A 26,084-nucleotide genomic window follows, 5' to 3' on the forward strand; every position below is an offset into this window, starting at 1 on the left:
ACTGTTCTGGTTGCACCGTGAACGATTTGCGCGCGCCGCGCGACGCCAGCCTCAAGTACCCACCGCCCCGGGCAAAGCATCGTTCGCCGAGGCCGCCGCGCTGCCCGCCACGCAGTCCGTTGGTGCCGGAATGCAGAAATCCCGTGAGGGCCGGACCGTCAGCGGGCCAGGCAACGGCGGCGGACCATCATCCATGATCATGTGGAATGCGCGTGTCATGTCGTCCGCAAGCGGACGGTCGTCACGGTAGGTCGGCAAGACAGCGCGAACCTGGCTATACAACGCCTGCGTATACGGCGCGCGCTCGGCCGCGATAGGCTGCAGGTCGTATGCCTGAACCGCGGCAAGCAGTTCAATGCCAAATATGCGGCCGCTGTTGTCGATGACGGCAAGCGCCTTGAGCGCGGCCGGCGTGGCGTGGCAAAGGTGATCTTCCTGCAAGCCGGACGTCACACCGCCGTCGAGGCTCGCGGGCGCGGCCTCGCGGCGGTTCTGCGCGACCAGCGCCGCCGCCGTGTATTGCGCGATCATGAAGCCCGAGCGCGTGCCGCTCGCTTGCGCGAGAAACGCGGGCAACCCGCTCACGAGCGGATTGACGAGACGATCGAGACGCCGCTCCGCCATCGCGGCCACCTGCGCGACCGCAACCGCGAGGCTGTCCATGGCGAGCGCGATCGACGCGCCGACGGCGTGCGCCTGCGAGAACACGCGCGGCTCCTCGGGCGTGCCGGCGATGATCGGATTGTCAGTCGTCGAGGCGAGTTCGCGGTTCACGACTTCGGCCGTCGCAGCCAGCACATCGCGCGCCGCACCGTGCACATGCGGAATCGTGCGCATGCTGAGCGGATCCTGCGTACGCCGTCCGAGTGCCGCCGCCAGCAGACCGCTGCCCAGCAGCGCCGCGCGCATGCGCGCGCCGACCTGCGCAAGGCCCGGTGAGATGCGATACGCGAGCGAGCCCGCGTCGAACGCCACCATCTGCCCGCCGAGATTCTCGAAGCTCATCGCCGCCACGGCGTCGGCCCAGTCGAGCAGCCGGTGCGCGCGTTGCAGCGCGAGCGCCGCGAGCCCGGTCACGCACGGCGTGCCGTTCACGAGGCTCAAGCCTTCTTTCGCTTCGAGCGACAAGGGTTCGAGCCCCAGCCGGCGCAGCGCCTCCGCGCCGCTGATGCGCTCACCACGCCAGTTCACGTGCCCCGCGCCGACGCACACGAGTGCGATATGCGCCATGTGGCTCAGATAGCCGACCGAACCGAGCGCGGGCACTTCGGGCAGGCAATCGGCCTGGAGCAGCGCGACGAGCCGCTCGACGAGTTCGACGCGCACGCCCGAATGCCCGTGCGCGTAATTGTTGATGGCTGCGGCCATGATCGCGCGCGTCTCCTGCGCGCCGAGCGACGCGCCGACGCCCACCGCGTGGCTCATCAAAATGTTGTGCGAAAGCGTGTGCTGTTCGGCCGGCGACACCACCACGTCGCACAACGCGCCGACCCCGGTGTTCACGCCATAGGCGCGCATGCCGCGCGCGATGATCTGCTCAACGAGCGCGCGCGCGGCGCCAATGCGCTCGCGCGCTTGCGCGGAAAGCTCGAGCGGTGCGCCTGCCGCGACGGCGCAGACTTCGCGCCAGTCCAGCGGGCTTCCGGTACGGATGACGGTCATGATGAACCCCGACGATGGATCAATGTGCGTTGCGGTCCTGATGGCTCGACACGAACTGGCGGAAGCGCTCCGACTTCAGTTCGCCGAATACCTCCGCGGGCGTGCCGTCCGAATCGACCTGGCCCTGATCCAGGAACATCACGCGATTGGAAACGTGTTTCGCGAAGCCCATCTCGTGCGTGACGACGAGCATCGTGCGGCCCTCGTCGGCAAGCGTGCGCATGACGCGCAGTACTTCGCCCACGAGTTCGGGATCGAGCGCCGAAGTTGGCTCGTCGAACAGCATCACCTTCGGATGCATCGCGAGTGCGCGCGCGATTGCCACGCGCTGCTGCTGGCCGCCCGAAAGATGTGCGGGATAGTGGCCACGCTTGTCGGCGAGGCCGACCTTCGCGAGCAGCGCCTCGGCTTCCTCGACCGCTTCGGCGCGGCTGCGCTTTTGCACGCGCATCGGGCCTTCGATCAGGTTCTGCAGCACCGTCATGTGCGACCACAGGTTGAAGTTCTGGAACACCATACCGAGCTGCGAGCGCACGCGGTCCACCTGGCGGCGGTCGCCCGGTTGCAGCTTGCCGTCACGGCGGCGCTTCATCTTCAGCGCTTCGCCGGCAAGCGCGACGGTGCCGTCGTCGGGCATCTCAAGTAGGTTCAGGCAGCGCAGGAACGTGCTCTTGCCCGAGCCGCTCGCACCCAGGATCGAAATCACGTCGCCTTCGTGGGCGTCGAGCGAAATGCCCTTGAGCACATGATGGTCGCCGAACGACTTGTGGATGTTCCTCACGGACAGGGCGACCGGTGCGACTGCGTTCATACGATTCTCCGGAAAGATGGGCCGATCAAGACGCGACGCGGCGGGTTTCGAGTTGCGTGGCGGGACGGCGCACGACGGTGGGCGCGGCGCGCAGATGGCGCGAGAGGCGCCGCTCGACGAGGCCGATGAGGCGCACCACGAGGAAATTCAGGCATAGATAGATCAGCGCAGCGCACGTGAACACCTCCGTCGTGCGATAGGTCTGCTGAATGATCTGTTGCGCGACACCAGTCACTTCCCAGACGGTGACAAGGCTTGCGAGCGCCGTCGACTTGACGAGCAGCACGGCTTCAGTCGAATAGGCGGGCAGGCACTGCCGCAACGCGATGGGGCCGATCACGCGGCGCAGCAGCGCGAAGCCCGACAGGCCGATTGCATGACCCGCCTCGATCTGCCCGACCGGCACGGCCATCAGGCCGCCGCGGATGATCTCGGCGGTGTAGCCCGCCGTGCACAGCGCGAGCGAGAGCACGGCGCACACGTAGGGCTCGCGCAGCACGGGCCACAGGAAGCTTTCGCGGATCACGCCGAACTGTCCGAGCCCGTAGTAGACGAGAAACATCTGGATCAGCAGCGGCGAGCCGCGGAACACGAGAATATAGGCGCGCGCGAAGCGGTTAGGCAGCCAGTGCGGCGAGACGCGCATCGTGACGATCACGAGCGAAAGCAGGCCGCCGAGCACGAGCGAGGTGAAAAAGAGGCTCAGCGTGGTCGGCACGGCGGCAACGAGCTGGCGCGTCGTGTCGAGAAGAAAATCGAAATCGATATGCATGATGAGGCCGCCCTTGCGTCAGTTGCGCGCGAAGTTGCGCTTGAAGGAGCGGCCGACGATCGTCTCCGCCCGGCCGAACACACGGTTCGAAACGCCCGTCATCGCGAGATAGAGCGCTCCGCCAACGACGAAGAACAGGAAGTACTGGTGTGTCGATCCCGCCGCGACCTGGCTGGCACGCAGCAATTCGACGAGACCGGTGACCGAGATCAGCGCCGAGTCCTTGAGGCTCAACTGCCACACATTGCCGATACCCGGCAGTGCGAATCGCAGCACCTGGGGAATCAGGATGCGGCGCGCCATGGTGAACGTCGGCATGCCGATCGCGCGCGCAGCTTCGAGTTCGCCGCGCGAGACAGCTAGCACGGCGGCGCGATAGACCTCCGTCTGATACGCGCCGGAAATCATGCCCACCGCGAACGCGCCAATCACGAACGGCGGCACGCCAATGAAGCCGTCGGCACCGAACCACTGCCCGATCGAGGACACCAGCGTCGAGCCGCCAAAGTAGAACAGATAGATGACAAGCAGTTCCGGCACGCCGCGGAAGACGGTCGTGTAGAAGTCGCCGATCACGCGCGCCGTGCGAAAGCGCGAGAGCTTTGCCGCTGCGACGAGCGCGCCGAATACCGCGCCGATCGCGAGCGCCGCAAGCGTCAGCACCACCGTCATGAACGCACCGAGCAGGAGCAGGCCGCCCCAGCCATCGGTCCCGAAGCCGAGCATTTCGAAAAGAGCCATCAAGCCACCTCACCAAGCCTGCGAAACAAGCCGCGCGGCATCAGCCTTTCGAGCCGGATCAGGCCGAAGCGCGCGGTCACGTTGTGAGCGACGCTCAGGGCGTCACGTCGGTCTTGAACCACTTCTCCGAAAGCTTCTTCACAGTCCCGTCGGTAATCGCCGACGTTATCGCCGCGTCGAACTTCGTCTTCAGGTCCGCGTCCTGCTTGCGGAACGCGAGGCCTTCGCCCGGCCCCCAGATCAGGCCGCCGATCTTCGGGCCGGCCGTCACCGTCGGCATCGCTTCCTTCTTGTCGGCATTTGCGGCGTAGTACGTCACATCGTCGAACGACGCGTCGATGCGGCCATTGGACAGATCGAGATCGCGTTCCGGCGAGGTCTTGTAGACGCGGATCGACGCGACATCCTTGAAGTTCTCGTTGATGAAGCGCGTATAGACCGTGCCCGACTGAATGCCGATGGTCTTGCCCTTGAGCGCCGTGCGCAGCGCCTGGACAGCGGGCGCGTTCGACTTGGCGTCGGTATCGAGCTTCAGCGACGCCGGGGTGTCGGTTGCCTTCGGCAGGATCTTCGTGTCGGTGACCGCGAAGGTCGCCGGCGTGGACGCATACGGCTTCGAGAAGGCAATGATCTTCTCGCGCTCTGGCGTGATCGAGATCGCATCCATCAGAACATCGAACTTTCCGGCTTGCAAGCCGGGAATCATGCCGTCCCAGTCCTGCGCCACCAGATTGCACTTGAGTTGCGCCCGCGCGCACAGGTTAGCGGCGAGTTCGGGTTCGAAGCCGCCCAGCTTGCCGCCCGGCAGCGTCATGTTCCAGGGCGCGTAGCCGCCTTCGAGGGCGATCGTCACTGTCGTCCAGTCCTTCGCCTCGGCGGTGTTGCCCGTAAGCGCCGCCGCTCCAAACGCGGCACCGATCAAACTCTTGACCAACCATCTGCACTTCGCCTGCATGTCCACACTCCTTGGATTGCCGAAAACTTCATTACGGTAGCGCGCCAATCGCGGTTTCGTCTTGTCTAGACAAGATGCGGGAAGTCGAATTTTGGCGCAAGCGCAATTTCTGAAAATGTCGCCGATTCAGGGTATCCACCAGGTCAGGGGCTCGGATCTGGCGCTTTACCCCGCCTGGCGGCGAACGCACAGTGGCAGTCACGGGTAAATCGCATCAGCGACGATGCCGATGCAGTTCGTCGCTGGGCGATAGCCGGGGAAGGCCTTGTCTACAAGTCGCGACTGGACCTCATCGACGATCTGAAGGCAGGTCGACTGGTGGAGTTGTTTCCGCCGGCGTATTGGAGCCTTCGCCGCTGCACTTGATTTGTGCTCACCGTGCGCAACTGACACCGACGATCAGCGCGTTGAATGCCTTCCTGCGCGAGCGCTGCTCTGCATTGCTGGCCAGCTACCTCTCGGGAGGCTCCCGATCTGCGTAACGAAGTTCGCCCTTTCCTGATCGTCTCAATGAGTCGACCGAAGGCTCAGGCGCTAGCTCAGTGTCTTGAACTGGATACCCGGCCAGGTGAGTTTTGGCAGCCTGCTTTCCAGGCAGGTGCGGAGTTCCTGCACCTGCGCCGCTTGGTCGGAATCTTCCGGTCTGATGAGGTAATACGCGTCACCACTTCCAACGGCGGTTTTAAACGGCAGCACGAGTTGCCGCTCGTCGATCGCGTCCTGTCGACCAGTTGCATCTCGCCGACGACGTTGCGCTCGCGGTCCGCGCGAACGTCGCGGTCATTACGACGCTCTCCGCACAGATCGCCATCGTGGAAAAGCGTCTTCGAAAAAACGTCGCACACACGCGGACTGCGCCCTCTTTACTCCAGTACCCGGCAATTGATGAAGCACGCTTAATTCGCACCCTTTGTCTTATAACAGTTTCACGAATTGATTGAATTAAATGTCATTTCACTTATCCTGTTTCCATAGTCGCGCGATGGTCCAAACCAGCAGTCCTCTCGTCGGAGGTCACGGCCAATGAGTCCCGTCGTCGTCACCCTGCTCGTGCTGCTGGGCGTCGGGCTACTGCTCGCGCTCCGCCTCATGGGCATCTACAACGGGCTAGTGGTCGCCCGGAACCGCTTCGCGAACGCCTTCGCCCAAATCGACGTGCAGCTCAAACGCCGCTACGAGCTGATTCCGAACTTAGTCGAAGCGGTCAAGGGCTACATGGGTCACGAAAGGGAGACGCTCGACGCCGTCATCAAGGCCCGCAACAGCGCGATGGCAGCCGAGCAGAAAGTCGCCGCCAACCCCAGCGACCCGGCGGCCATCAAAGGGTTTAACGAGGCCGAGGCCCAGCTCGGCGGCATTCTGGGCCGGCTCTTTGCGCTATCCGAAGCGTACCCGGACCTCAAGGCCAACCAGAACATGCTCGCCCTGCAGGAGGAACTGAGCTCGACCGAGAACAAGATCGGCTTCGCCAGGCAAGCCTTCAACGACGCCGCCACCGACTACAACAACCAGCGCGAAGTCTTCCCAGCCGTCATGGTGGCCGGCATGTTTGGTTTCAAGGAAGCGTCACTGCTCGAAACCACAGAGGCCGAGCGCGCAGCGCCCAAGGTGTCGTTCCGGTAACCGGAACCGCCACGGCTCCGTGCGCTTCACGCTCTCAAAACCGCGCCGGCCATGGCCACCAATTTCTTTCAGCAGCAGGATTCGGCACGGCGCAAGACCTTCCAGCTGGTGGTCTATTTCGTCCTCGCGATCCTGATTCTGATCGCCCTCGTGTACGGTCTGTTGGTGGCGCTCAGCATGTATGGCGCTCACGAGCCAGTGTCCTGGTGGCAACCTGACATGCTCCTGCTCGCGGCGCCGGCGGTGGGCATCCTGGTCGGCGGTGCCAGCGCGCTCAAGGTGGCCCAGCTCGCTTCTGGCGGGCAGGCCGTCGCCTTGATGTTGGCGGTAAGGAGGGTGCCCGGCACGACCACCGACGCGCGGCAGAAGCGGCTGCTCAACGTCGTCGAGGAGATGGCCCTCGCTGCGGGAGTGCCGGTGCCCCCCGTATATGTTCTGCCGGAGACCGGCATCAATGCCTTCGCGGCCGGCTACGCCCCGGGCGATGCTGTGGTCGCCGTCTCCCAGGGCTGCCTCGACTACTTGACCCGTGACGAGTTGCAGGGCGTGGTGGCGCACGAGTTCAGCCATATCCTCAACGGCGACATGCGGCTCAACATCCGGCTGATCGGCCTGATCTTTGGGATCATGGCGTTGTCCATCATCGGCCGCAGCCCCAGTTCCTGCCGCAGCGTCAGACGCGTCCATTGCACAGCTCGCCGCAAAAACTGGCGGGTTCCGGCCGGCCTTCCCACGCCAACAGCGCGGGATCGAAGAACCGGGGGTTACACCCCCTGCTCCGGTTTTCTGATCGCGGATGACCCTGCCTGACCGGCGGCTGCGCCGGTGACCGACGCGGCCGTCGCGCTCGGCACGATGTGCAATTCACGGGTGCGCAACGGCAGCGAACATTGCGCGTCGGTCAATGTTTGACGCACCCGGCGCGCGAGTTCCCAGCGCATGGTCCAGAACATGTCCGTGTTCGACCAGACGCGGATATTCAGCACCGCGGTGCTGTCGTCGAAGCGGATGACCATCACCTGCGGCGCGGGATCGCGGAGCGCACGCGGGTCGGCGGCGGCGAGCGTGCGCAGCGCCTCAAGCGCGCGATCCACATCGTCACCGATCGAGATCTCCACTTCGAGATCGAGCCGGCGCATCGGATTACGGCTGAAGTTGCGGATCGAATTGCTCCACAACGCGCTGTTCGGCACGTATTCGCAGATGCCGTCGGGTTTGGTGAGACGCGTCGTGAACAGATTGACTTCGTCGACCGTGCCCGCGACACTGCCGGCTCCGCCCTCGATATACTCGCCGACCTTGAACGGCCGCAACACTAGCAGCATGATGCCAGCCGCGATGTTCTGCATCGTGCCTTGCAGCGCGAGACCGACCGCAAGACCGGCTGCGCCAAGCACGGCAATGATGCTGGCCGTCTGGATGCCTAACTGCGACAGCGCACCGACGATCGCGACAATGCGAATGCCCCACAGGCCGATGTCGCAGAGGATCGGTCGCAGCGTGGCGTCCATGCGTGATTGACGCGCAAGAAGCCGGCTCAGCGACATCGAAGCGCGGCGCGCGACCCACCATCCGATCACCAGTATGCCCGCAGCGGCGCCCAGATGAATCGAGAACGCGGTGAGCATATCCAGCAGGAAGGCCCATCCGCCCGGACTGATTTCGACGAGAAGATTCTCCATGTGTCTTGACGATCCCTATATTGGACAGCGGGTAGATTGCCGCGCGCGAGCATCGACGGTATATGTGGACGAACTCGACTGGCTTCCGGGAATTTAACCAGATAACTTCCGTTTTGGGCATTATCAGCGGTTAAAGCTGCGTGTTTTTTCTGAGCTGTTATCCAGATCGCTTCTGTCGTAACGGCAGCCGCCCGAGCTAGCGGCTGCCCGCCCCGAGTTCCGTGAACGGCCCCGCCGGCGTGACTTCGAGGAGACGGAAACGATGTCCTCACGCCCCGTTCGACCTTCTCTGCAGGCGTTTCGATAACCACTCAAGATACCCACAGAAGCTGGGCACAAGCCTGTGGACAACAGGCTCATGACTCGCTCAACTCATTGAGCGCATTGGTTTTCACTCACTTGCTTCCGATAGGTCGGCTGCGTCGCGGCCACACGCGTGTCGGACGAGCCGCCGTCGCCGCGGCGGCGCTCTCGCTCACCTTCATCGTGCGCGGCGCGCTGCACGTACCGATTGAAGGATCGGTCGCGCTCTTTCTCGCTGGCGCGGCGCTGCACCTGTTCGCCACCACTTCGATGGGCATTTTCATGGCCACGCTCGCGCGCAGCATGCCGCAGTTCGTGCAGAACGTCATGCTCGCCGCGCCCACCACGCATTTCGTCGAGCTCGGCCAGGCCATACTCTTTCGTGGCGCGGGCATCGCCGTGGTCTGGCAACCCTTCCGGTGGCTCGCGGCGATAAGAGGTCACGCAGCGCATGAATGAGCGCCTGCTACGCCGCGCCGAGGTCGAGCAGCGTATCGGCCTGACCGGATCGACGATCTATCTGAAGATCGCGCAAGGCAAGTTCCCCAAACCCATCAAGGTCGGCGTGGCGGCGGTGCGCTGGCGTGAAAGCGAGGTCAATCAATGGATCGCAGGACATCCACCCGACCCGCATCGCGCGGGTCTTTTTTTGCCTGCGCGCTGCGCTCGATCAGATCGCAATCACACTTCCGATGTTTGTTAAATCACGTCAAAGTATTGGCAGTGCATAGCATCCCCGTTGCAAATGCTTGCGTATCTGGGTAAAAGATTGTCCGTTCGTAGTGCATACCTTATTAAAAATGAGGTCGTAACCATGCAGCGCTCATTTGACCATTCAAGGAAAAATTCAAGATGCCAATTCCTGCCCATATGTGGCTGAAAGATGATGGCGGCGCAGACATCAAAGGCTCGTCAACCGTTCAGGATCGCGAGGGAAGTATTGAAATTATCGGCTTCAGCCACGGCGTGAATCTGCCGGTTGATGCGGCTAACGGCAAGATCACCGGCGCGCGTGCGCACTCGCCGATTGCGTTCGAAAAGGAGTTCGATGCGGCGACGCCTTATCTTTACAAGGCCGTGGCGAAGGGGCAAACGCTGCAGTCCGCCGAGATCAAGTGGTATCGCATCAACGATGCAGGCAAAGAGGAAGTCTATTTCATGATGACGATCGAAGGTGTGAAAGTGTGTGGCATCAACCCCGGCATGGCTAATACCAGGCTGGCGCAGGCATCCGCACTCAATCACGTTGAAGCGGTCTCCATGATGTACGACCGCATCACGTGGCATTACCTTGATGGCAATATCAAATACACCGATTCGTGGAATGAGCGCGGATAAGGGGGCGTGACAATGGCCTATCAGGGTAAGTTTTTGGTGAACAACGAGCAGTTTTCACCGCTCACAATTTTCGGTGTCGGCACGTTCGACGCGTATTCTGGAAACGGTCAATACCGCAATCGCGGTGGCTGCACGGCTGTGCCAAGTAACGGTCCAATCCCTACCGGAAAATACTGGATCGTAGACCGGCCCACTGGCGGTATCGGGTCTCAAGCTTGGGCTTCGATAAAGGACACAGTTAATTCAGCGATTGGGAGTGCGGTACATCATCGCGAATGGTTCGCACTGTATCGGGATGATGGACTTATTGACGACGTGACATGGATTGATGGTGTCAAGCGCGGACAATTCCGGTTGCATCCGGCAGGTGGCGAAGGTATTTCACTCGGCTGTATTACGCTTCCGAGCCGCACGGATTTTCTGAGAATCCGTAACGCGCTGCTGCACACCATGACCATTCCTGCCGGCAATTCGGGGCTTCGCGCCTACGGAACAATTGAGGTCATCACGTATGGCAACACTTGTCCGTAGGCTGTTCAAGGTGGCGCTATTTGTCGGCCTGTTCTGCCTTTCCGTGCCCTACGTCCACACATACCCTATACCGATGCCGGAAAGGCAGGCGCTTGCGTGGTTACACGCTGCAAATCGGCTTGGCATTCGCGACCCGGATGATTTATACATCCCGGTCATGCTGCTGGCTGATCTGCTTGTGGCGACGCTTGCCTATGTGGTGATCATGAGGCTATGGCGGCGCTATCAACGCAAAAACTAACAGGGTCGATGAGCAGCGATCGGGCCGAATTCATTCCTGCGCGGTCCCGTCCAGTCCGGCGCGTGATGATCGCGTTGCGGGGGTTAACTGGTGGGTCAGAAAGTGCGCGTTTGCTCAGAGCCAGGCGGGACAAGGCTTTGCACGGCGCGCGCGAATTTTGGTCTGGAAGGCGATCCCTTCGATGATCCCGGTGATATCCGCGATTCTGGTGGAACTCGTCCTGATCTCGCTCATCGTATCGACCAACGACGGTGCTCAGCGCAATTTTTCAAAGACCCAGCTCGCTCAGACCTGGGTGATCGTCGGGGCGGCGACCCAGCGGCGAATGGAACTTGCGATCGCTTGCCTTGATCGGCATGTCGTTGATACAGGCATACCGGTGGTGCATCAGACCATCAGGTCCAAACTCCCAGTTCCCGTTTCCGTAGGAGCGAAACCAATTACCAGCGTCTTCCGCAAGTCGAACCTTCTCGATTGCCGATTCAAGGGTGAACGGTGGGATGTGCGGGCGCACTTCAGCGTTTATGGACATCACAGACTCCCCTTATCCAGGCGGGATTGAGACAAAAATGGGCACTACTCAGCAGCGCAACCGCGCTACACGTTCGTCATCTCGAGAGAACTCAGTCTGAGAAATCGGTTGACGCCGACAGTGCCTTCCATGTTTCAGTTTCCGTAGCCACATAGGCGTTCTTTTCGGCTATCGCCTTCAGCGTGTCGGTTCCGAGCGGCAGACGCAGTGGCGGTCTCGGTACATCGACAAGCGTGACGAGGGCCTTCGCAAGCTTCTGCGGGTCGCCCGGCTGATTGTGATTCATTCCTTCAGCGAATCGACGCACGTTGCCCGACGTCTCGTCGTAGTCGTCGATGACCTCCTTGCCGACGACGAGCGACGACGCATCGAGGAAATCGGTACGGAAATAGCCGGGCTCAACGACGGTCGCGTGAATGCCGAGTGGCTTCAACTCCGCGTGGAGCGCTTCCGTAATGCCTTCGACGGCGAATTTCGTCGAGCAATACACCCCGAATCCCGCCGCCGAGCGATAGCCGCCGATCGAGGACACGTTGATCACATGGCCCGAGCGCTGTCCCCGCATCACTGGCAGCACCGCACGCGTGACATTGAGCAGTCCAAAAACGTTGGTGTCGTATATGCGACGCACGTCTGCGTCGGCCGATTCCTCTACGGCTGCGAGCAGTCCGAAGCCGGCGTTGTTGACCAACACGTCGATCCTGCCAAACTTTGCCAAAGCTGCCTGCGCGGCTCTTTTGGCCTGCTCCTCGTCAGTTACGTCGAGCGCGACCGGCAACAGCGCAGATGATTCGCCGAGACGCTCAATGATCGCCCGAACGTTGCGTCCCGCCGCAACCACTGCATTTCCGTCCGCCAGGGCCGCTTGTGCGATCAGTGCGCCTAACCCGCGTGAGGCGCCCGTAACGAACCAGACGCGCTTGAACTCGTGCTTCGTAGCGTTGCTCATGATTTGCTCCCGTTTCGTGGTGAACGTGAAGAGAAGCATAGGGCGCGCGATTAACAGCTACTAGGCATCGAATGCTAGACTCATAATCAACCAATATTTGCGAATGGACTCAGCCATGAATGAGGTCCGGGCGATTTCGGTGTTCGTCCGCGCAGCAACGCTCGGCAGCTTCCGTCGGGCAGCTGCGGACCTGGGCATCTCGCCGCAGGCCGCGAGCCACGCGGTCATGCAGCTCGAAAAGTCGCTTGGCGTCCGGCTGTTTCATCGGACAACGCGAAAGTTGAGTCTGACCGAAGAGGGGCAAAGACTATTGCAAGGTGTCGAGCCAGCGCTCGCTATGTTGTCGTCCGCGATTGACGATGCTCGCCGTTCAGGGGAAGAAGTTGCGGGGCCCCTACGGATAAGCGCTCCGACGGCACTCGGGCGAACGGCACTCTGGCCATCGATCCTTGAGTTTGCGGCGCTATACCCTGACGTGCAGATCGATATTCGCTTCGACGATCATTTCACGGACCTCGTCAGCGATCGCGCCGACGTCGGCTTCCGCGGCGGGTCCCCGCCGTCCGAGGGGGCGATTGCCAGGCGACTGCTACCGATTCAGTTGATCGTATGCGCGTCGCCAGCCTATCTCGAACGGTACGGCACGCCGAAAACCGTGGACGAGCTCGATGCGCATCGTTGTTCTGGATACCGGCGTGCGAACACCGGCAAGCAGGCGCCGTGGGAATTTATGGTGGGCGGGGAGATTGTGTATCGGGAGATGGCTGCTTCGGTCTGTTCGAACGATATCGACGCGGAAACCGAAGCGGTACTGGCCGGCGTGGCAATTGGGCAGCTTGGAAGTTTCTCGGCCGTCTCACACATCCGGGCTGGACGGCTCGTGCCTTTGCTCACTCAGCATTTGACCCAGCGCGAGTCGATTTACGTCTACTACCGTCGCCGGACGGAACAACCGCTGCGCGTGAGAACCTTCATCGACTTCATCGTTGCGCGCCTCGCGGACAACAGTCAATTTTTCCTCACAGCAGAGGAGTTGGTTACTTCGACGAGCAGAAGCGGCCGCGCCAGGAGCAGACGAAGTGCCGCGTAGGGGTGTCTGTTGCGGCAAGCGTAGCCAGCCGTGGTAAATCACTCCAAACGCAGACAAGGCTTCGTAGCGGGACAAGGGCGTGGCGAACGAGCCGTTTGCGCCTGTACATCAATGATCGTGTAACAATCCCTCCAACGACCGCGAGACGCCAGCGAGCGTCGAGCCGGCGGATGCGCACGTCAGCCCGGGAGCATCAGATGAAGCCCATACGTAATACCGACTCTGCTTCAGGAGAGTGGTACATCGACACTGCATGCATCAATTGCGGTGCATCTCGTCACGTCGCGCCTGGGCTGATTGTCGAGCGCAACGACAAGAGTGTCTTCGTTCGGCAGCCGACCACACCGGAAGAGCAGCTTGATGCCTGGCGTGCGGTGCTCGTCTGCCCTACGGCGTCGGTACGCAGCGAAACGAAACAGCTTCGTCCTAACGCAGCGATCTTTCCGCAGCAGATCACATCGGGCGTGTGGCGCTGCGGATTCAACGCACGGTCGTCGTTTGGCGCACATTCTTATTTTGCCGCGCGTCCGGAAGGCAATCTGCTCATCGACTCTCCGCGCTATGCGGCGGAACTCGTGAAATGGTTTGACGGCGCTGGCGGTATTGCGCACATTCTGCTGTCGCATCGTGACGACGTCGCAGACGCGGACAAATACGCGCGTCAATTCGGCGCGCGCGTCTGGATTCACCGCGAGGACGTGTCGGCCGCCCCATACGCGACGGATCTGCTCGACGACGGTTCAGCACTGAACATTGCGGCCGGCGTGCGCGCGATCCCTGTACCCGGGCACACTCGGGGTAGCGTCGTGTACCAGCTCGATGATCGCGTGCTGTTCTCGGGGGATTCGCTTGCCTGGAGCCCACGCCAGCAGGACCTCGTCGCGTTCAGGGACGCGTGCTGGTACTCGTGGACAGCGCTCACCGAATCGCTCGGCAAGTTGGCCGCGTATCGCTTCGAATGGCTGCTTCCTGGTCACGGTTGGCACGCGCATTTGCAGGCTGCGGAAATGAATGCCCGCTTGCTCGCATTGGTTGCACGCATGCGAAAGGACTGAATTCGCTGTTTTTCGCTAAAACGCGTCGTCCTTGCCCCTGTGGAAACGCTTGAACTCGAACCGCACGTGCTAAACAATCGCCTCGACCAGGATCGACGAAGTCGTCAACGATCTGGAGCGCGGGGTCGAATGACTCTTTCTGGGTCGCTTGCCGCCTCCAGAGTCCGCAAGAGCCGGGCTCTATAGCCGCTCGATCAGGCGTCGGTCTCCCTGCTCGCAGTATTCATGACACGCCGCACGTGCCGCGTTCGCTGCGCCGTGCACGAAAAGCGGCGCATCCGCGCGTCGGGACATCGACACCACGATGGACGGCGGCGAGGGCTGCAGCGGCAGTTCGACCACCTCGCCTCGCGCGATCAGATCATCGACGAACAGACGCGGAATTGCCGCCACGCCGAAGCCGTCGCGCACGAGTTGCACGATCACCGAAATCGATGGCGAACCCGTAATGCGCGTATCCGCGAGCGGCACGCCGTTGGCGAGTGCGAGCTTGCTGACGATGTCCTCCAGCGCGCGATGAGGCGCCGTCCCGCGCCCGAATGTGAGGATCGGATGACGCAGCACGCGTTTCGCGAGTCCGCTGCGCGAAGGCGGTAGCAGCCCCGCGCGCGCGATCCAGTGCACCGGATAGTTCGCGAGCGCATCGCAGACGATCGATTCCTCGTCGCTGCCTTCCACGCGAACGATGAGATCGAGTTCGCCCGCCATCAGACGCCGCTGCAGCACCACGCTCACGTCCACCGCAAGCTCCACTTCGAGCTGCGGATAGTCCTTCGAGAGCCGCCGCAGATAGTCGGCAAGCCAGCTATGCACGACCGTCTCGATCACGCCGAGTCGCAACTTGCCGCGCATCGCGCCTTCGTGTGACGCGGCGGCCTGCAACTGGCGCGTCGCCTCGACCACGGCCTTCGCGTAGCCGAGCAGATATTCGCCGTTCGGCGTGAGCCGAAATTCGCGGCTCTCGCGATCGACGAGCACGGTATGCAATTCGTCTTCCAGTGCCTTCAGGCGCTGCGAGATCGCCGCCGGCGTGGCGTGAAGCGCGGTCGCCGTCGTGCGGAAACTGCGCAGCTTGGCAAGCGTGACGAAGGTTTCGAGGAAGCGCGTATTCATCAGTCAAAGGTGGGCAGTGCAACGGAAGCAAACCGCTCCAAAAATCTCAACGTGACTCGGGAAAACCCTCGATTCCGTTAAGAAATTCTATTCATCTGGCGCAAAGAAAACTAGCTGGCGTCAAATTTTCTTCTTTTCTATGCTTGGCCTGACGGTAGGCAAGACGCATCGCCCACCGCAGACAATCCGATGCAACCGCCAGAGCACGCTAACACCATGACTCCATCCGAATTCCGCCAGGCCGTCCGTCACCGCGACTTCCGTGGCCCGACGGCCGGCCATTGCGGCGACTACGCGCAAGCCAATCTCGCGATCCTGCCCGCTGCGCACGCGCACGATTTCCTGCGCTTTTGCCATGCGAATCCGAAGCCATGTCCGCTGCTCGGCGTGGGCGAGCCTGGCGAGTTCCGCGTGCCGATGCTCGGGCGCGACATCGACATCCGCACCGACGTGCCCGCGTACAACGTATATCGCGACGGCAACCTGAGCGAGCGCGTCGAATCGATCGAAGCGCTCTGGCAGGACGATTTCGTCGTATTTGCAATTGGCTGTTCGTTCTCGTTCGAGCACATGCTCGCGAAGGAAGGCATCGGCCTGCGCCACGTCGAAGAAGGCCGCAACGTGCCGATGTACCGCACCAGCATCGCCAACCAGCGGGCGGGCGTGTTCGGCGGCGAACTCGTCGTGTCGATGCGGCCGCTGCGCGGCGCCGACGCGATCCGTGCCGTGCAGATCACGAGCCGCTTTCCGGGCGTGCATGGCGCGCCCGTGCATATTGGCGATCCAGCGGAACTCGGCATCGTCGATCTCGCGCGCCCCGAGTTCGGCGACCCGGTGACGATCCGCGCGGGCGAACTGCCTGTCTACTGGGCTTGCGGCGTGACGCCGCAAACGGCACTGATGGCCGCGAAGCTGCCGCTCGCGATTGCGCACGCGCCGGGCCACATGCTGATGACGGATATCACTAACGCGTCGCTGGCTATTTTCTGACCGTCCCGGCGGCGCGCCGCGCCGTCGTGCAACAAGCGATTCACAGCACCTTGAAGCCATCGGGCCGCGCGGCCCGGAGGGAATGACGCATCCCTACGTTCGTGCGTGGCTTCGATCGTTTCCCATGCGTCTATCCATAGGAGCAGCAGATGGACAGCAAGACACTCACGGCGAGCGTCGACGATGCCGCCAACATGAAGTCAAGCACGGGAAGCCCGCAGCTTTCCTGGTATGCCGAAGCCGGTCCGCACGCGCGTCGCGCGTTCTGGAGTTGCAAGGTCGGCTACATGCTCGACGGCATGGACACGCAGATGCTTTCCTTCGTCATCCCGACGCTCGTCGCTACCTGGGGCATCTCGCTCGCGGACGCCGGCTTCATCGGCACGTTGACGCTGCTGTCCTCTGCGCTCGGCGGCTGGATTGCCGGCATTCTTTCCGATCGCATCGGCCGTGTGCGCACGTTGCAGCTCACCGTCTTGTGGTTCGCCGTGTTCACCGGCCTATGCGGCCTCGCGCAGAACTACGGCCAGTTGCTCGCGGCTCGCGCGTTGATGGGCTTCGGCTTCGGCGGCGAGTGGACGGCGGGCGCGGTGCTGATCGGCGAGGTGATCCGCGCGCGCGACCGCGGCAAGGCGGTCGGTCTCGTGCAGTCGGGCTGGGCGCTCGGCTGGGGCGTGGCGGCCCTGCTCTATGCGGTGCTGTTCTCCGTGATGGCGCCTGAAATCGCGTGGCGCGCATTGTTCCTGATCGGACTCGTGCCTGCCCTGCTCGTGCTCGCGATCCGCCGCTATGTGAAGGAACCTGAAGTATTCGAACAGGCCAGGGTTCAGCAGTACGACACTCAGGACACGCCGCGCTTCACTGAGATCTTCTCTCCCAAGCTGCTTTCGACGACGCTGCGCGCCGCACTGCTTACGACGGGCGCACAGGGCGGCTACTACGCGATCACGACGTGGCTGCCGACTTTCCTCAAGACCGAACGTCATCTCACGGTAATGGGCACCGGCGGCTATCTGGCGATGATCATCGCGGGCTCGTACGCGGGCTATCTGTGCAGCGCGTGGCTCACGGACCGCATCGGCCGCAAGCCGAACTTCATTTTGTTCGCGCTGGGCTCGATGGCGATTGCCTTCGCGTATACCTCGTTGCCGCTCACGAATGCATCGATGCTATGGCTCGGCTTTCCGCTCGGCTTTTTCGCGTCGGGCATTTTTTCCGGCATGGGCGCGTTTCTCACCGAACTGTTTCCGACCCGTGTGCGCGGCTCGGGCCAGGGGTTTTGCTACAACGTCGGCCGCGCGATCGGGGCGCTGTTTCCGGTGCTGATCGGCGTGCTGTCGAGCCGCTTCGGCCTGGGCACGAGCATCGGGATTTTCGCCGTGGCCGCGTATGGCGTACTGATCATCGCCGCGCTTACGCTGCCCGAAACGCGCGGTCGCGAACTCGAATCGGCCTGATTTTCACCTTGCGCACACCACTACCACTTTCGCATCACGACCACGACACCATGAAGCACGATCACGCCTCCGATGTTTGCACGCCGTCCCGCTGGCAGTTCTGGATCGACCGGGGCGGCACGTTCACCGATATCGTCGCGCGCCGCCCGGATGGCACGCTCACCACGCACAAGCTGCTTTCCGAACACCCGGAGCAGTATCGCGATGCGGCTGTCGCCGGGATTCGCCATGTGCTTGGCCTGCGAGCCGGAGAACCCATTACGTCGCGCGACGTCGAGATGGTCAAAATGGGCACGACGGTCGCGACCAACGCGCTGCTCGAACGCAAGGGCGAGCCGGTAGCGCTCGTCACCACGCGAGGCTTGCGCGATGTGTTGCGGATCGCGTATCAGAACCGCCCCCGCCTGTTCGATCTCGACATCGCGTTGCCGGAAGCGCTCTATGAGAGCGTGGTGGAAATCGACGAACGCATGAGCGCGCAAGGCGAAGTGGTCGCGACGCTCGATCACGCGGCAGCGGAGCGCGCACTGCGCGAGGTCTACCACAAGGGCATCCGCGCACTCGCAATCGTGCTGATCCACGGTTATCGCCACACGTCGCATGAAAGCGAGCTTGCGGATCTGGCGCGCCGAATCGGCTTCACGCAGATCTCGGTTTCCCACGAAGTCTCGCCGCTGATGAAGATGGTCTCGCGCGGCGATACGACCGTGGTGGATGCCTATCTGTCGCCCATCCTGCGCCGATATGTGGACCAGGTCGCCAGCGAAATGCCGGGCGTGAACCTGCAGTTCATGCAAAGCAGCGGCGGACTGACACGCGCCGATGTATTTCAGGGCAAAGATGCGATTCTCTCCGGCCCGGCGGGCGGTATCGTCGGCATGGTGCGCGCGGCACAGGCAGCGGGCTTCGAGCGCGTGATCGGCTTCGACATGGGCGGCACGTCGACGGACGTCTCGCACTTCAACGGCGAGTTCGAGCGCGTATTCGAAACGCAGGTGGCAGGCGTGCGGATGCGCGCGCCGATGATGAGCATCCATACCGTGGCGGCAGGTGGCGGCTCGGTGCTCGGCTTCGACGGCGCCCGGCTGCGTGTCGGCCCCGACTCGGCGGGCGCCAATCCGGGTCCGGCGGCGTACCGGCGCGGCGGCCCGCTCGCGGTCACCGACTGCAACGTGATGCTCGGCAAGATTCAGCCCGACTATTTCCCGCGCGTCTTCGGTCCGAACGCGAACGAGTCGCTCGATCGCGAGGTCGTCGCTGAACGCTTTCGGGCACTCGCCGATGAAATCTTCGCGGCTACGGGTCAGCGTCGCACACCAGAAGAGCTCGCTGAAGGTTTCCTGGAGATCGCCATTGGCAGCATGGCTAACGCGATCAAGAAAATTTCAGTGCAACGCGGCCACGACGTCTCGCAGTATGTGCTGACGACTTTCGGCGGCGCGGGCGGCCAGCATGCGTGCGGTGTGGCCGACGCGCTCGGCATGACGCGGGTGTTCGCGCATCCGCTTGCCGGTGTGCTCTCCGCTTACGGCATGGGCCTCGCGGATCAGACGGCGATGCGCGAGCGAGCGCTCGAAATCTCGCTCGACGACTCATCGCTTGCGACGCTGGAAGCCGCGCTCGATGCGCTCGCGGCCGATGCAACCGGCGCACTGCTCGAACAGGGCGTGGACGCCGCGCGTATCACGACTGAGCGACGTGTCCATCTGCGCTATCAGGGCACCGATTCATCGCTCGCAGTGCCAGCGGGCAGCGTCGATGCGATGCGCGCCGCTTTCGAAGCCGCGTATCGTCAACGCTATGCGTTCCTGATGGCAGATACGCCGCTCATCGCGGAACTCGCTTGCGTCGAAGCGATCGGCCATTCCGACGCGCCAGTCGATGCCGGCAGCCTGCCGCAGCGCGCGGCAGGCGACGCGCCCCATGCGCAGTCGGTTGTGCGCATGTATTCGAGCGGTAGCTGGCACGACGCATCGCTCTACCAGCGCGAAACGCTGTGCGCAGGCGACACGCTCGACGGCCCGGCGATCATCGCCGAAAAGAACGGCACGACCGTGGTCGAGCCGGGATGGCAGGCGGTGCTGACCGTTCAAGGCAACGTGGTGATGACCCGCGTGCAACCGCTGCCCACGCGCCGCTCGATCGGCACCGAGGCCGACCCCGTGCGCCTCGAAATATTCAACAATCTGTTCATGTCGATTGCCGAGCAGATGGGATTGCGTCTGCAAAACACGGCGTATTCGGTGAACATCAAGGAGCGCCTCGACTTCTCGTGCGCGATCTTCGATGCTGCGGGCAATCTGATTGCGAACGCGCCGCACATGCCCGTGCATCTGGGATCGATGGGCGAGAGCATCAAGACCGTCATCGAGCGAAATCGCGGCGCGATGCGCGACGGCGATGTGTTCATGCTCAACGACCCGTATCACGGCGGCACACATTTGCCCGACGTGACCGTCATCACGCCCGTGTTCGCAGACGGTTCGGCCGAGCCGCTCTTCTACGTCGGCTCGCGCGGACACCATGCGGATATCGGCGGAATCACACCCGGTTCGATGCCGGCCGCTTCGTCGCATATCGAAGAAGAAGGCGTATTGGTCGATAACTGGCAGCTTGTTTCAGCGGGCGTGCTGCGCGACGCCGAAACACGCGCGCTGCTCGCATCGGGCCGCTATCCGGCACGCAACGTCGCACAGAACATGGCCGATCTGCGCGCGCAGATCGCCGCGAACCAGAAGGGCGTGGACGAGCTGCGCCGCATGGTCGCGCAATTCGGCCGCGACGTGGTGCTCGCCTTCATGCAGCACGTGCAGGACAATGCCGAAGAAGCGGTGCGCCGCGTGATCGGCGCCCTCAAGGACGGCGCGTACCGTTACGAACTCGATAACGGCGCGGTGATCGACGTCGCGATTCGCGTCGATGCTGCGACGCGCAGTGCGACCGTGGACTTCAGCGGAACGTCCGTGCAACTGCCGAACAACTTCAACGCGCCGAAGGCGGTCTGCATGGCAGCCGTGCTGTACGTGTTCCGCACGCTCGTCGGCGACGACATCCCGCTGAACGCGGGTTGCCTGAAGCCCCTCTCGGTGATCGTCCCGGACCGCTCGATGCTCAATCCGGTTTATCCGGCAGCGGTGGTCTCGGGCAACGTGGAGACATCGTCCGCGATTACGAATGCGCTCTATGGCGCGCTGGGCATCGTCGCGTCCAGTCAGGGCACGATGAACAACTTCACGTTCGGCGACGCGCGCTACCAGTACTATGAGACGATCGCAGGCGGCAGCGGCGCGGGCGATGGCTTCTGCGGCGTCGACGCGGTACAGACGCACATGACCAACTCGCGCCTGACCGATCCCGAAGTGCTCGAATGGCGCTATCCCGTGCGGCTCGAGTCGCACCTGATCCGCGCGGAGTCGGGCGGCGCAGGACGCTGGCGCGGCGGTAACGGCGCGATCCGGCGCATCCGCTTTCTCGCGCCGATGACCGCGTCGATTCTCTCGAACAACCGCATTCATGCGCCTTTCGGCGCGGCAGGTGGACGCGCGGGAAGGCGGGGCAGCAATCGCGTCGAGCGCGCGGACGGCGAGATCGTCGCATTGGGCCATATCGCCAGCGTCGAGATGGCCGCGGGCGACGTGTTCGTGGTGGAAACGCCGGGTGGCGGGGGTTTCGGGGAAGCGTAATGCTTCATGGCCTGCGGATGTTCAATGCCAGACAGCGGCGTGGGCTCGCCGATGCCGAGCAGGTTGCCCACGCTATCCCGGAACCAGGCAGCTCTTTCGCCTACCCCACTGCAACGCGTCCAGCTCATCTCCATCGGCCCCTCGCTTCATCTGAATGCGCTGCCCGATTCTGGCGAAGCAACGAAATGCCCCGGCGTCACGCCGACCGCGCGCCGAAAGTGTCGGCCAAGATGACTTTGATCGAAAAATCCGACTTCGGCAGCGACCTCACAGGGCGGGACGCCGTCACGCAATAGCCGTTTAGCGTGCTGAATTCGCACCAGACACACATAGCGATGAGGCGAAATACCCACCTCTTTGCGAAACAGGGTGGCGAAGCGCGAAACACTCAACCCGGCGGTGCCGGCGAGCGTCGCGAGGCTGACGGGCTGCGCGAACGAACTCTCGATAAAAGCCACGGCCCGCCTGATCGCGCGCGACATCGCCACGGTCCTGTCGCCTGCGCAGTCGTAGAAGACTCTGGTCATGTTCTATCCCCTCGCGCTACGTTTTCCTAGCGGCATCAGACCCGCACCGTGCCAGACTGCGCGAGCACGCTCGCCGCAGCAGCACCGTCGGGCGGCCCGCTCTGGTATCGCTCCAGTTCCGCTTCGCTGCGATGGCACAGCACCTGCGCGCCGCTCGCGAGCGTGCGCACGCTCGGCGACGTGCGATTGCAGACACCGTCGATGCGCATCGGGCATCGCGCGAGAAATGTGCAAAGCTCCGGCTCATGAGTCGACTCACCGATCGGCGGCAACGTCTGATGACAACGCTCGCCCGCTTCTTCGAGCCAGCCGGCGCGAAGCTCCGGCGCCGACGACACGAGCAGATGCGAATACGGGTGATACGGCGGCGCCGACAACGCGTCGCGGTTGCCCGTCTCGACGCGGTGCCCCGCGTACAGCACGACGATGTCGTCGCTGATCGCACGCACCTTGGCGATGTCGTGCGTGATGAACAGATATGACACGCCGAGCTTCTTTTGCAGATCGCGCAGCAGTTCGAGAATGGCAGCGCCGACCACCGTATCGAGCGCAGACGTGACTTCGTCGCACAGGATCAACTTGGGTTCGGCGGCCAGCGCCCGCGCGAGATTCACGCGCTGTTTCTGCCCGCCCGACAGCTCTCCGGTGCGCCGCTGCGCCAGCTCGGCAGGCAGGCGCACCAGGCCGAGCAGTTCGGCGACGCGGCGCCGCGCGGCCTCGCCCTTCATGCCGTGATAGAACTTCAGCGGACGCGCCAGCGTGCGCTCGACGGTGTGCGTCGGATTCAGCGCGGTGTCGGCGTTCTGGAACACGATCTGGATACAGCGAAACTGTTCGCGGCTGCGGCGGCCGAGGTTGGCGGCGAGCGGCTCACCGTCGAGCAGCAGATTGCCGCGCGCCATCGGCACGAGCCCGGCGATCACCTTCGCGAGCGTCGTCTTGCCCGAACCGGATTCGCCGATCACGCCTACCGTCTGCCCACGATCGATCACGAGGTCCACGTCGCGCAGAATGACCTTGTGCGGCCAGCCCTTCGCGTCGGTGCGGCCGTAGCCGGCCGTCAGACCGCGCAGTTCGAGCAGCGGCGTGTTCGGCTGGGTTGCGTCGGGAGCCGCCGAGGTGGAGGCAGCCGGGGCGATGGGCGTCACGGCAGCAATCAGGCTCTGCGTGTACGGGTGCGCCGGCGCATGCAGAATCTGTTCAGTGCGGCCCGTTTCGCGGATTTCACCATTGCTTAGCACGACGATGCGATCCGCCATCTGCGCGACCACCGCCAGATCGTGCGATACGTAGACGGCCGTCATTCCGCATTGGCGGATCACGCTGCGAAACGCTTGCAGCACGTCGATCTGCGTGGTGACGTCGAGCGCCGTGGTCGGTTCATCGAGGATCACGAGTTCGGGGTCGGTGATCAGCGCCATCGCCGCCATCAGCCGCTGCAACTGGCCGCCCGACACCTGGTGCGGGTAGCGCCGGCCGATCGTCTCCGGCTCGGGCAGCGCGAGCGCGCGGAACAGTTCGACCGCTTTGGCCCGCGCGGCGCGCTTGCTGAGCGTGCCGTGAATCAGCGCGCTTTCGATCACCTGGTCCATGAGCGGGCGCGCCGGGTTGAACGCCGCGGCCGCGCTTTGCGCGATGTAGGCAACCTTGCGGCCACGCAATCCCGCGAGCGCTTTCGGCGAGAGCCCGAGCACGTCGGTGTCGCCCACCCGGATCGCGCCGCCCGCGATGCGGCAGCCGCTGCGTGCATGGCCCATCAGCGACAGTGCGATCGTGGTTTTGCCCGAACCCGACTCGCCGATCAATGCGAGCACCTCGCCGCGCGCAATCTCGAAGTCGATGTCATGCACGATCGTCGTATCCGGCTCGCCGGGCCGGCTTCCCACCACGCGCAGCCCCCGTACCTCGACCAGATTCGACGGGGGTAGCGGCGCGGTCCCCGAGACGGCCTCAAAGGCCGCGTGAGCACGTCTGAAAAAGGGTGCCTTCATCAGTGGCCTCCATCGGCATCAGGCATGCCCTTGCGGCGGCCATGATGCGGCAGTCCGTCGATCAGCAGGTTCACGCCGACCGTGAGGATCGCGATTGCGATCGCGGGCAGGATCACGACCGGCACGCCTTCACCGAGGCCGGCGATGTTCTCGCGTACCAGCGAACCGAGATCGGCATACGGCGGCTGCACGCCGAGACCGAGAAAGCTCAGGCTGCTCAATAGCAGCACGACGAAAGTGAAGCGCAGTCCGGTGTCGGCGAGGATCGGATGAATCATGTTCGGCAGCATCTCGAAGCACGCGATGTAGAGCGCGCTTTCGCCGCGCGCCCGCGCGACCTGCACGTATTCGAGCGTGCCGATATTGACCGCCAGCGAGCGGGCGATCCGGTACGAGCCCGGCATGTAGCTGATCGCCGCGGTCACGATCAGCAACGGCAGTGACGAGCCGAACGCGGCGACGATCATCAGCGCGAACATCTTCGACGGGATCGACGTCACCGCATCGAGCAGCCGGCTCATGGTTTCGTCGATACGGCGGCCGGCCACGGCCGCCAGCAGTCCCAGCATGGTCCCCGTGAGCGCCGCGAGCAGCGCCGCCGCCAGCGCGAGCACGACCGTCAGGCGCATCCCGTAGATGATGCGGGTCAACATGTCGCGACCCAGGTAGTCGGAGCCGAACGGCAGCTTCGCGCTGAAGCCCGCGAATACGTCAGGCGTGAGGATCGCGCCGATCGAATGCGGCGCGAGCCACGGTGCGAACGCCGCGACGAACAACGCGCAACTGACCATCGCCAGGCCGATCCAGCCGCCGGTCGACAGGTTCATGCGTTGCGCGAGGCTGCGGCGGCGCACCGGTCGAGGCGCCGGGCCTCCGCCGCCGCCCCAGGACCGCGCGGGATCGGCGCCCTCCGGCATCATGCTGCTGCGTTGCACCGGTTCGAGCGCACCGAGCCGGTGAGGCGCATCGGAAGAAGGTCGAAGAATCGTCATGTCCGCAGCCTCGGGTTCGAGATGATGGCGCACAGGTCGGCTAGCAGCACGAGCAGCAGATAGCCGAGGCAGAACAGCAGCGTGCAGGCCTGTACGAGCGGGAAGTCGCGGTTGCTGACCGCGTCGACCATCAGGCTGGCGAGGCCCGGGTAGTTGAAGATGGTCTCGACGACGATCACGCCGCCAAGCAGATAAGACAGGCTCAGCGCGATTGCATTGGCGATCGGGCCGATCGCATTCGGCAGTGCGTGGCGCAGTACGACGCGGGCGGGGCTCGCGCCCTTGAGCATCGCCATTTCCACATACGAAGAACTGAGTTGCTCGATCACCGCGGCGCGTGTCATGCGGGCCATCTGCGCGATCACGACCGCGCACAGCGTGACGACCGGCATCGCATACGCGCGCAGAAAGTCGTGCAGGCTCTCGATCTCACCGCTGTACGACAGCGCCGACAGCCAGTGCAGCTTGACGGCCAGCACCAGCACCGCCAGCGTCGCGATCAGGAACTCGGGCGTGGCGACCAGCGAGAGCGTACCGAGGCTCACGATCCGATCGATCAGCGAGTCGCGCTTGACTGCCGCGAGAATGCCCGCCGACACCGCGATCGGCACCGACACCCCGGTGGTGATCGCCGCGAGGGTCAGCGACTTCGGCAGGCGCCCTTCGATCATCTCGGACACCGGCAGATTGCTCGACAGCGACACGCCAAAGTTCGCGTGCAGCAGACCGACGAGCCAATGGAAGTACCGCAGGTATGCCGGCTGGTCGAGGCCGAACTGCAGCCGCAGCGCCGCGACCGTATCCGCCGTCGCCGACTGGCCGAGTGCGGCCTGCGCGGCATCGCCCGGCAACAGGTTGGTGATCACGAAGATGATGATCGAGACAATCAGCAGCGTCAGCGCAGTGACGGCGACGCGCCGGCCGATCAACTGGGCGATATTCCCGTTCATGGGCATGAGCTCCTCGGTTAGGCTGCGCGACACGGCGAGTCACATGAGCCGTGCCGCTCGGGCGCGCTGCGGCTGCCTGCCGCGAGCGGCGCGGCG

The 26,084-nt window shown here is 63.5% G+C and carries 25 protein-coding genes and 1 pseudogene; 12 read left to right on the forward strand and 14 right to left on the reverse strand.

The features are described 5' to 3' along the window. Positions 1-51 precede the first annotated feature (51 nt). The 6 genes from OKW39_RS28000 to OKW39_RS28025 all read right to left on the reverse strand — a co-directional run bounded on the left by OKW39_RS28000 (position 52) and on the right by OKW39_RS28025 (position 5,637). On the reverse strand, positions 52-1,662 hold the full coding sequence (locus OKW39_RS28000; protein WP_429564120.1) for an HAL/PAL/TAL family ammonia-lyase: 1,611 nt from the start codon (positions 1,660-1,662) through the stop codon (positions 52-54). 19 nt (positions 1,663-1,681) lie between these two features. Next, a complete protein-coding gene (locus OKW39_RS28005) occupies positions 1,682-2,473 on the reverse strand; it encodes an ABC transporter ATP-binding protein (protein WP_090811163.1) in 792 nt (263 codons plus the stop codon). Positions 2,474-2,498: 25 nt separating this feature from the next. Continuing rightward, on the reverse strand, positions 2,499-3,245 hold the full coding sequence (locus OKW39_RS28010; RefSeq protein WP_184012210.1) for an ABC transporter permease: 747 nt from the start codon (positions 3,243-3,245) through the stop codon (positions 2,499-2,501). 18 nt (positions 3,246-3,263) lie between these two features. Continuing rightward, on the reverse strand, positions 3,264-3,986 hold the full coding sequence (locus tag OKW39_RS28015) for an ABC transporter permease (protein ID WP_429332769.1): 723 nt from the start codon (positions 3,984-3,986) through the stop codon (positions 3,264-3,266). Between the two features lie 94 nt (positions 3,987-4,080). Beyond that, the gene (locus tag OKW39_RS28020; protein ID WP_429332768.1) at positions 4,081-4,941 is read right to left on the reverse strand and encodes a transporter substrate-binding domain-containing protein; all 861 of its coding nucleotides are present in this window, start codon (positions 4,939-4,941) and stop codon (positions 4,081-4,083) included. A gap of 534 nt (positions 4,942-5,475) precedes the next feature. Beyond that, a complete protein-coding gene (locus OKW39_RS28025; RefSeq protein ID WP_429332767.1) occupies positions 5,476-5,637 on the reverse strand; it encodes a hypothetical protein in 162 nt (53 codons plus the stop codon). A gap of 327 nt (positions 5,638-5,964) precedes the next feature. On the opposite strand from OKW39_RS28025, the gene OKW39_RS28030 reads away from it, so the two are divergent. Both OKW39_RS28030 and OKW39_RS28035 read left to right on the forward strand, forming a co-directional pair. Continuing rightward, positions 5,965-6,564 (forward strand): LemA family protein, encoded by a 600-nt coding sequence (locus tag OKW39_RS28030; RefSeq protein ID WP_090811154.1) that lies wholly within the window; start codon positions 5,965-5,967, stop codon positions 6,562-6,564. 51 nt (positions 6,565-6,615) lie between these two features. Then, entirely contained in the window at positions 6,616-7,374 is a 759-nt protein-coding gene (locus OKW39_RS28035) for a M48 family metalloprotease (protein ID WP_244145030.1), read from the forward strand. Here the strand turns inward: OKW39_RS28035 and OKW39_RS28040 are convergent. Continuing rightward, positions 7,329-8,246 (reverse strand): mechanosensitive ion channel family protein, encoded by a 918-nt coding sequence (locus tag OKW39_RS28040; protein WP_429564121.1) that lies wholly within the window; start codon positions 8,244-8,246, stop codon positions 7,329-7,331. The genes OKW39_RS28035 and OKW39_RS28040 overlap by 46 nt on opposite strands. 438 nt (positions 8,247-8,684) lie before the next feature. On the opposite strand from OKW39_RS28040, the pseudogene OKW39_RS28045 reads away from it, so the two are divergent. The 5 genes and pseudogenes from OKW39_RS28045 to OKW39_RS28065 all read left to right on the forward strand — a co-directional run. Beyond that, positions 8,685-9,008, forward strand: a pseudogene (locus OKW39_RS28045) (hypothetical protein); the annotation flags it as partial. Then, a complete protein-coding gene (locus OKW39_RS28050) occupies positions 9,001-9,252 on the forward strand; it encodes a helix-turn-helix transcriptional regulator (RefSeq protein WP_090811150.1) in 252 nt (83 codons plus the stop codon). The pseudogene OKW39_RS28045 and the gene OKW39_RS28050, both read left to right, overlap by 8 nt. 149 nt (positions 9,253-9,401) lie before the next feature. Next, positions 9,402-9,887 (forward strand): Hcp family type VI secretion system effector, encoded by a 486-nt coding sequence (locus OKW39_RS28055; protein WP_090811148.1) that lies wholly within the window; start codon positions 9,402-9,404, stop codon positions 9,885-9,887. A 12-nt stretch (positions 9,888-9,899) separates the two neighbouring features. Next, on the forward strand, positions 9,900-10,418 hold the full coding sequence (locus OKW39_RS28060) for a DUF2778 domain-containing protein (RefSeq protein ID WP_090811146.1): 519 nt from the start codon (positions 9,900-9,902) through the stop codon (positions 10,416-10,418). Beyond that, complete coding sequence (locus OKW39_RS28065; protein ID WP_187613508.1) at positions 10,399-10,659, forward strand: hypothetical protein; 261 nt, start codon at positions 10,399-10,401, stop codon at positions 10,657-10,659. Before OKW39_RS28060 ends, OKW39_RS28065 begins: the two co-directional genes overlap by 20 nt. Positions 10,660-10,927: 268 nt before the next feature. On the opposite strand, the gene OKW39_RS28070 is transcribed toward OKW39_RS28065, so the two are convergent. Together OKW39_RS28070 and OKW39_RS28075 are read right to left on the reverse strand one after the other, a co-directional pair. Beyond that, a complete protein-coding gene (locus OKW39_RS28070) occupies positions 10,928-11,191 on the reverse strand; it encodes a DUF1348 family protein (RefSeq protein WP_090811140.1) in 264 nt (87 codons plus the stop codon). A gap of 91 nt (positions 11,192-11,282) precedes the next feature. Continuing rightward, entirely contained in the window at positions 11,283-12,140 is an 858-nt protein-coding gene (locus tag OKW39_RS28075; RefSeq protein WP_429332853.1) for an oxidoreductase, read from the reverse strand. A gap of 115 nt (positions 12,141-12,255) precedes the next feature. Here OKW39_RS28075 and OKW39_RS28080 point away from each other — a divergent pair, with 115 nt between their 5' ends. Beyond that, positions 12,256-13,230, forward strand: coding sequence for a LysR family transcriptional regulator (locus OKW39_RS28080; protein WP_187619273.1), 975 nt, complete (start codon positions 12,256-12,258; stop codon positions 13,228-13,230). Positions 13,231-13,427: 197 nt separating this feature from the next. After that, positions 13,428-14,285 (forward strand): MBL fold metallo-hydrolase, encoded by an 858-nt coding sequence (locus tag OKW39_RS28085; protein ID WP_429564122.1) that lies wholly within the window; start codon positions 13,428-13,430, stop codon positions 14,283-14,285. Positions 14,286-14,465: 180 nt separating this feature from the next. On the opposite strand, the gene OKW39_RS28090 is transcribed toward OKW39_RS28085, so the two are convergent. Then, positions 14,466-15,398 carry a LysR family transcriptional regulator gene (locus OKW39_RS28090; protein WP_184068182.1) on the reverse strand — a complete coding sequence of 311 codons (933 nt, stop codon included), beginning with the start codon at positions 15,396-15,398 and terminating at the stop codon, positions 14,466-14,468. A 189-nt stretch (positions 15,399-15,587) separates the two neighbouring features. Here OKW39_RS28090 and OKW39_RS28095 point away from each other — a divergent pair, with 189 nt between their 5' ends. The 3 genes from OKW39_RS28095 to OKW39_RS28105 all read left to right on the forward strand — a co-directional run bounded on the left by OKW39_RS28095 (position 15,588) and on the right by OKW39_RS28105 (position 21,528). Continuing rightward, positions 15,588-16,388 (forward strand): putative hydro-lyase, encoded by an 801-nt coding sequence (locus OKW39_RS28095; RefSeq protein WP_429564123.1) that lies wholly within the window; start codon positions 15,588-15,590, stop codon positions 16,386-16,388. A 149-nt stretch (positions 16,389-16,537) separates the two neighbouring features. After that, the gene (locus OKW39_RS28100) at positions 16,538-17,845 is read left to right on the forward strand and encodes an MFS transporter (protein ID WP_429564124.1); all 1,308 of its coding nucleotides are present in this window, start codon (positions 16,538-16,540) and stop codon (positions 17,843-17,845) included. Between the two features lie 50 nt (positions 17,846-17,895). Beyond that, positions 17,896-21,528, forward strand: a complete 3,633-nt coding sequence (locus OKW39_RS28105) for a hydantoinase B/oxoprolinase family protein (protein WP_429564125.1) — start codon at positions 17,896-17,898, stop codon at positions 21,526-21,528. 146 nt (positions 21,529-21,674) lie between these two features. Here the strand turns inward: OKW39_RS28105 and OKW39_RS28110 are convergent, their stop codons facing one another. The 4 genes from OKW39_RS28110 to OKW39_RS28125 all read right to left on the reverse strand — a co-directional run bounded on the left by OKW39_RS28110 (position 21,675) and on the right by OKW39_RS28125 (position 25,988). Beyond that, entirely contained in the window at positions 21,675-22,010 is a 336-nt protein-coding gene (locus OKW39_RS28110) for a helix-turn-helix domain-containing protein (protein WP_409259726.1), read from the reverse strand. Positions 22,011-22,090: 80 nt separating this feature from the next. Then, positions 22,091-24,046, reverse strand: a complete 1,956-nt coding sequence (locus OKW39_RS28115) for an ABC transporter ATP-binding protein (protein WP_429564126.1) — start codon at positions 24,044-24,046, stop codon at positions 22,091-22,093. Then, a complete protein-coding gene (locus OKW39_RS28120; protein ID WP_090811125.1) occupies positions 24,046-25,038 on the reverse strand; it encodes an ABC transporter permease in 993 nt (330 codons plus the stop codon). The genes OKW39_RS28115 and OKW39_RS28120 overlap by 1 nt, the downstream gene beginning before the upstream one ends. Then, positions 25,035-25,988, reverse strand: a complete 954-nt coding sequence (locus OKW39_RS28125) for an ABC transporter permease (protein ID WP_026226132.1) — start codon at positions 25,986-25,988, stop codon at positions 25,035-25,037. The genes OKW39_RS28120 and OKW39_RS28125 overlap by 4 nt, the downstream gene beginning before the upstream one ends. Positions 25,989-26,084: the final 96 nt, after the last annotated feature.

The sequence above is a fragment of the Paraburkholderia sp. MM6662-R1 genome, assembly GCF_050436245.1.
GTDB classification, from domain to species: Bacteria; Pseudomonadota; Gammaproteobacteria; order Burkholderiales; family Burkholderiaceae; genus Paraburkholderia; species Paraburkholderia tuberum.

Coding starts and splice junctions, on each gene's coding strand:
- OKW39_RS28115 (WP_429564126.1), bottom strand. CDS start 24,046: ATGAAGGCACCCTTTTTCAGACGTGCTCACGCGGCCTTTGAGGCCGTC.
- OKW39_RS28070 (WP_090811140.1), bottom strand. CDS start 11,191: ATGTCCATAAACGCTGAAGTGCGCCCGCACATCCCACCGTTCACCCTT.
- OKW39_RS28120 (WP_090811125.1), bottom strand. CDS start 25,038: ATGACGATTCTTCGACCTTCTTCCGATGCGCCTCACCGGCTCGGTGCG.
- OKW39_RS28020 (WP_429332768.1), bottom strand. CDS start 4,941: ATGCAGGCGAAGTGCAGATGGTTGGTCAAGAGTTTGATCGGTGCCGCG.
- OKW39_RS28010 (WP_184012210.1), bottom strand. CDS start 3,245: ATGCATATCGATTTCGATTTTCTTCTCGACACGACGCGCCAGCTCGTT.
- OKW39_RS28050 (WP_090811150.1), top strand. CDS start 9,001: ATGAATGAGCGCCTGCTACGCCGCGCCGAGGTCGAGCAGCGTATCGGC.
- OKW39_RS28035 (WP_244145030.1), top strand. CDS start 6,616: ATGGCCACCAATTTCTTTCAGCAGCAGGATTCGGCACGGCGCAAGACC.
- OKW39_RS28040 (WP_429564121.1), bottom strand. CDS start 8,246: ATGGAGAATCTTCTCGTCGAAATCAGTCCGGGCGGATGGGCCTTCCTG.
- OKW39_RS28085 (WP_429564122.1), top strand. CDS start 13,428: ATGAAGCCCATACGTAATACCGACTCTGCTTCAGGAGAGTGGTACATC.
- OKW39_RS28065 (WP_187613508.1), top strand. CDS start 10,399: ATGGCAACACTTGTCCGTAGGCTGTTCAAGGTGGCGCTATTTGTCGGC.
- OKW39_RS28000 (WP_429564120.1), bottom strand. CDS start 1,662: ATGACCGTCATCCGTACCGGAAGCCCGCTGGACTGGCGCGAAGTCTGC.
- OKW39_RS28090 (WP_184068182.1), bottom strand. CDS start 15,398: ATGAATACGCGCTTCCTCGAAACCTTCGTCACGCTTGCCAAGCTGCGC.
- OKW39_RS28125 (WP_026226132.1), bottom strand. CDS start 25,988: ATGAACGGGAATATCGCCCAGTTGATCGGCCGGCGCGTCGCCGTCACT.
- OKW39_RS28105 (WP_429564125.1), top strand. CDS start 17,896: ATGAAGCACGATCACGCCTCCGATGTTTGCACGCCGTCCCGCTGGCAG.
- OKW39_RS28030 (WP_090811154.1), top strand. CDS start 5,965: ATGAGTCCCGTCGTCGTCACCCTGCTCGTGCTGCTGGGCGTCGGGCTA.
- OKW39_RS28055 (WP_090811148.1), top strand. CDS start 9,402: ATGCCAATTCCTGCCCATATGTGGCTGAAAGATGATGGCGGCGCAGAC.
- OKW39_RS28015 (WP_429332769.1), bottom strand. CDS start 3,986: ATGGCTCTTTTCGAAATGCTCGGCTTCGGGACCGATGGCTGGGGCGGC.
- OKW39_RS28100 (WP_429564124.1), top strand. CDS start 16,538: ATGGACAGCAAGACACTCACGGCGAGCGTCGACGATGCCGCCAACATG.
- OKW39_RS28060 (WP_090811146.1), top strand. CDS start 9,900: ATGGCCTATCAGGGTAAGTTTTTGGTGAACAACGAGCAGTTTTCACCG.
- OKW39_RS28110 (WP_409259726.1), bottom strand. CDS start 22,010: ATGTCGCGCGCGATCAGGCGGGCCGTGGCTTTTATCGAGAGTTCGTTC.
- OKW39_RS28080 (WP_187619273.1), top strand. CDS start 12,256: ATGAATGAGGTCCGGGCGATTTCGGTGTTCGTCCGCGCAGCAACGCTC.
- OKW39_RS28095 (WP_429564123.1), top strand. CDS start 15,588: ATGCAACCGCCAGAGCACGCTAACACCATGACTCCATCCGAATTCCGC.
- OKW39_RS28075 (WP_429332853.1), bottom strand. CDS start 12,140: ATGAGCAACGCTACGAAGCACGAGTTCAAGCGCGTCTGGTTCGTTACG.
- OKW39_RS28005 (WP_090811163.1), bottom strand. CDS start 2,473: ATGAACGCAGTCGCACCGGTCGCCCTGTCCGTGAGGAACATCCACAAG.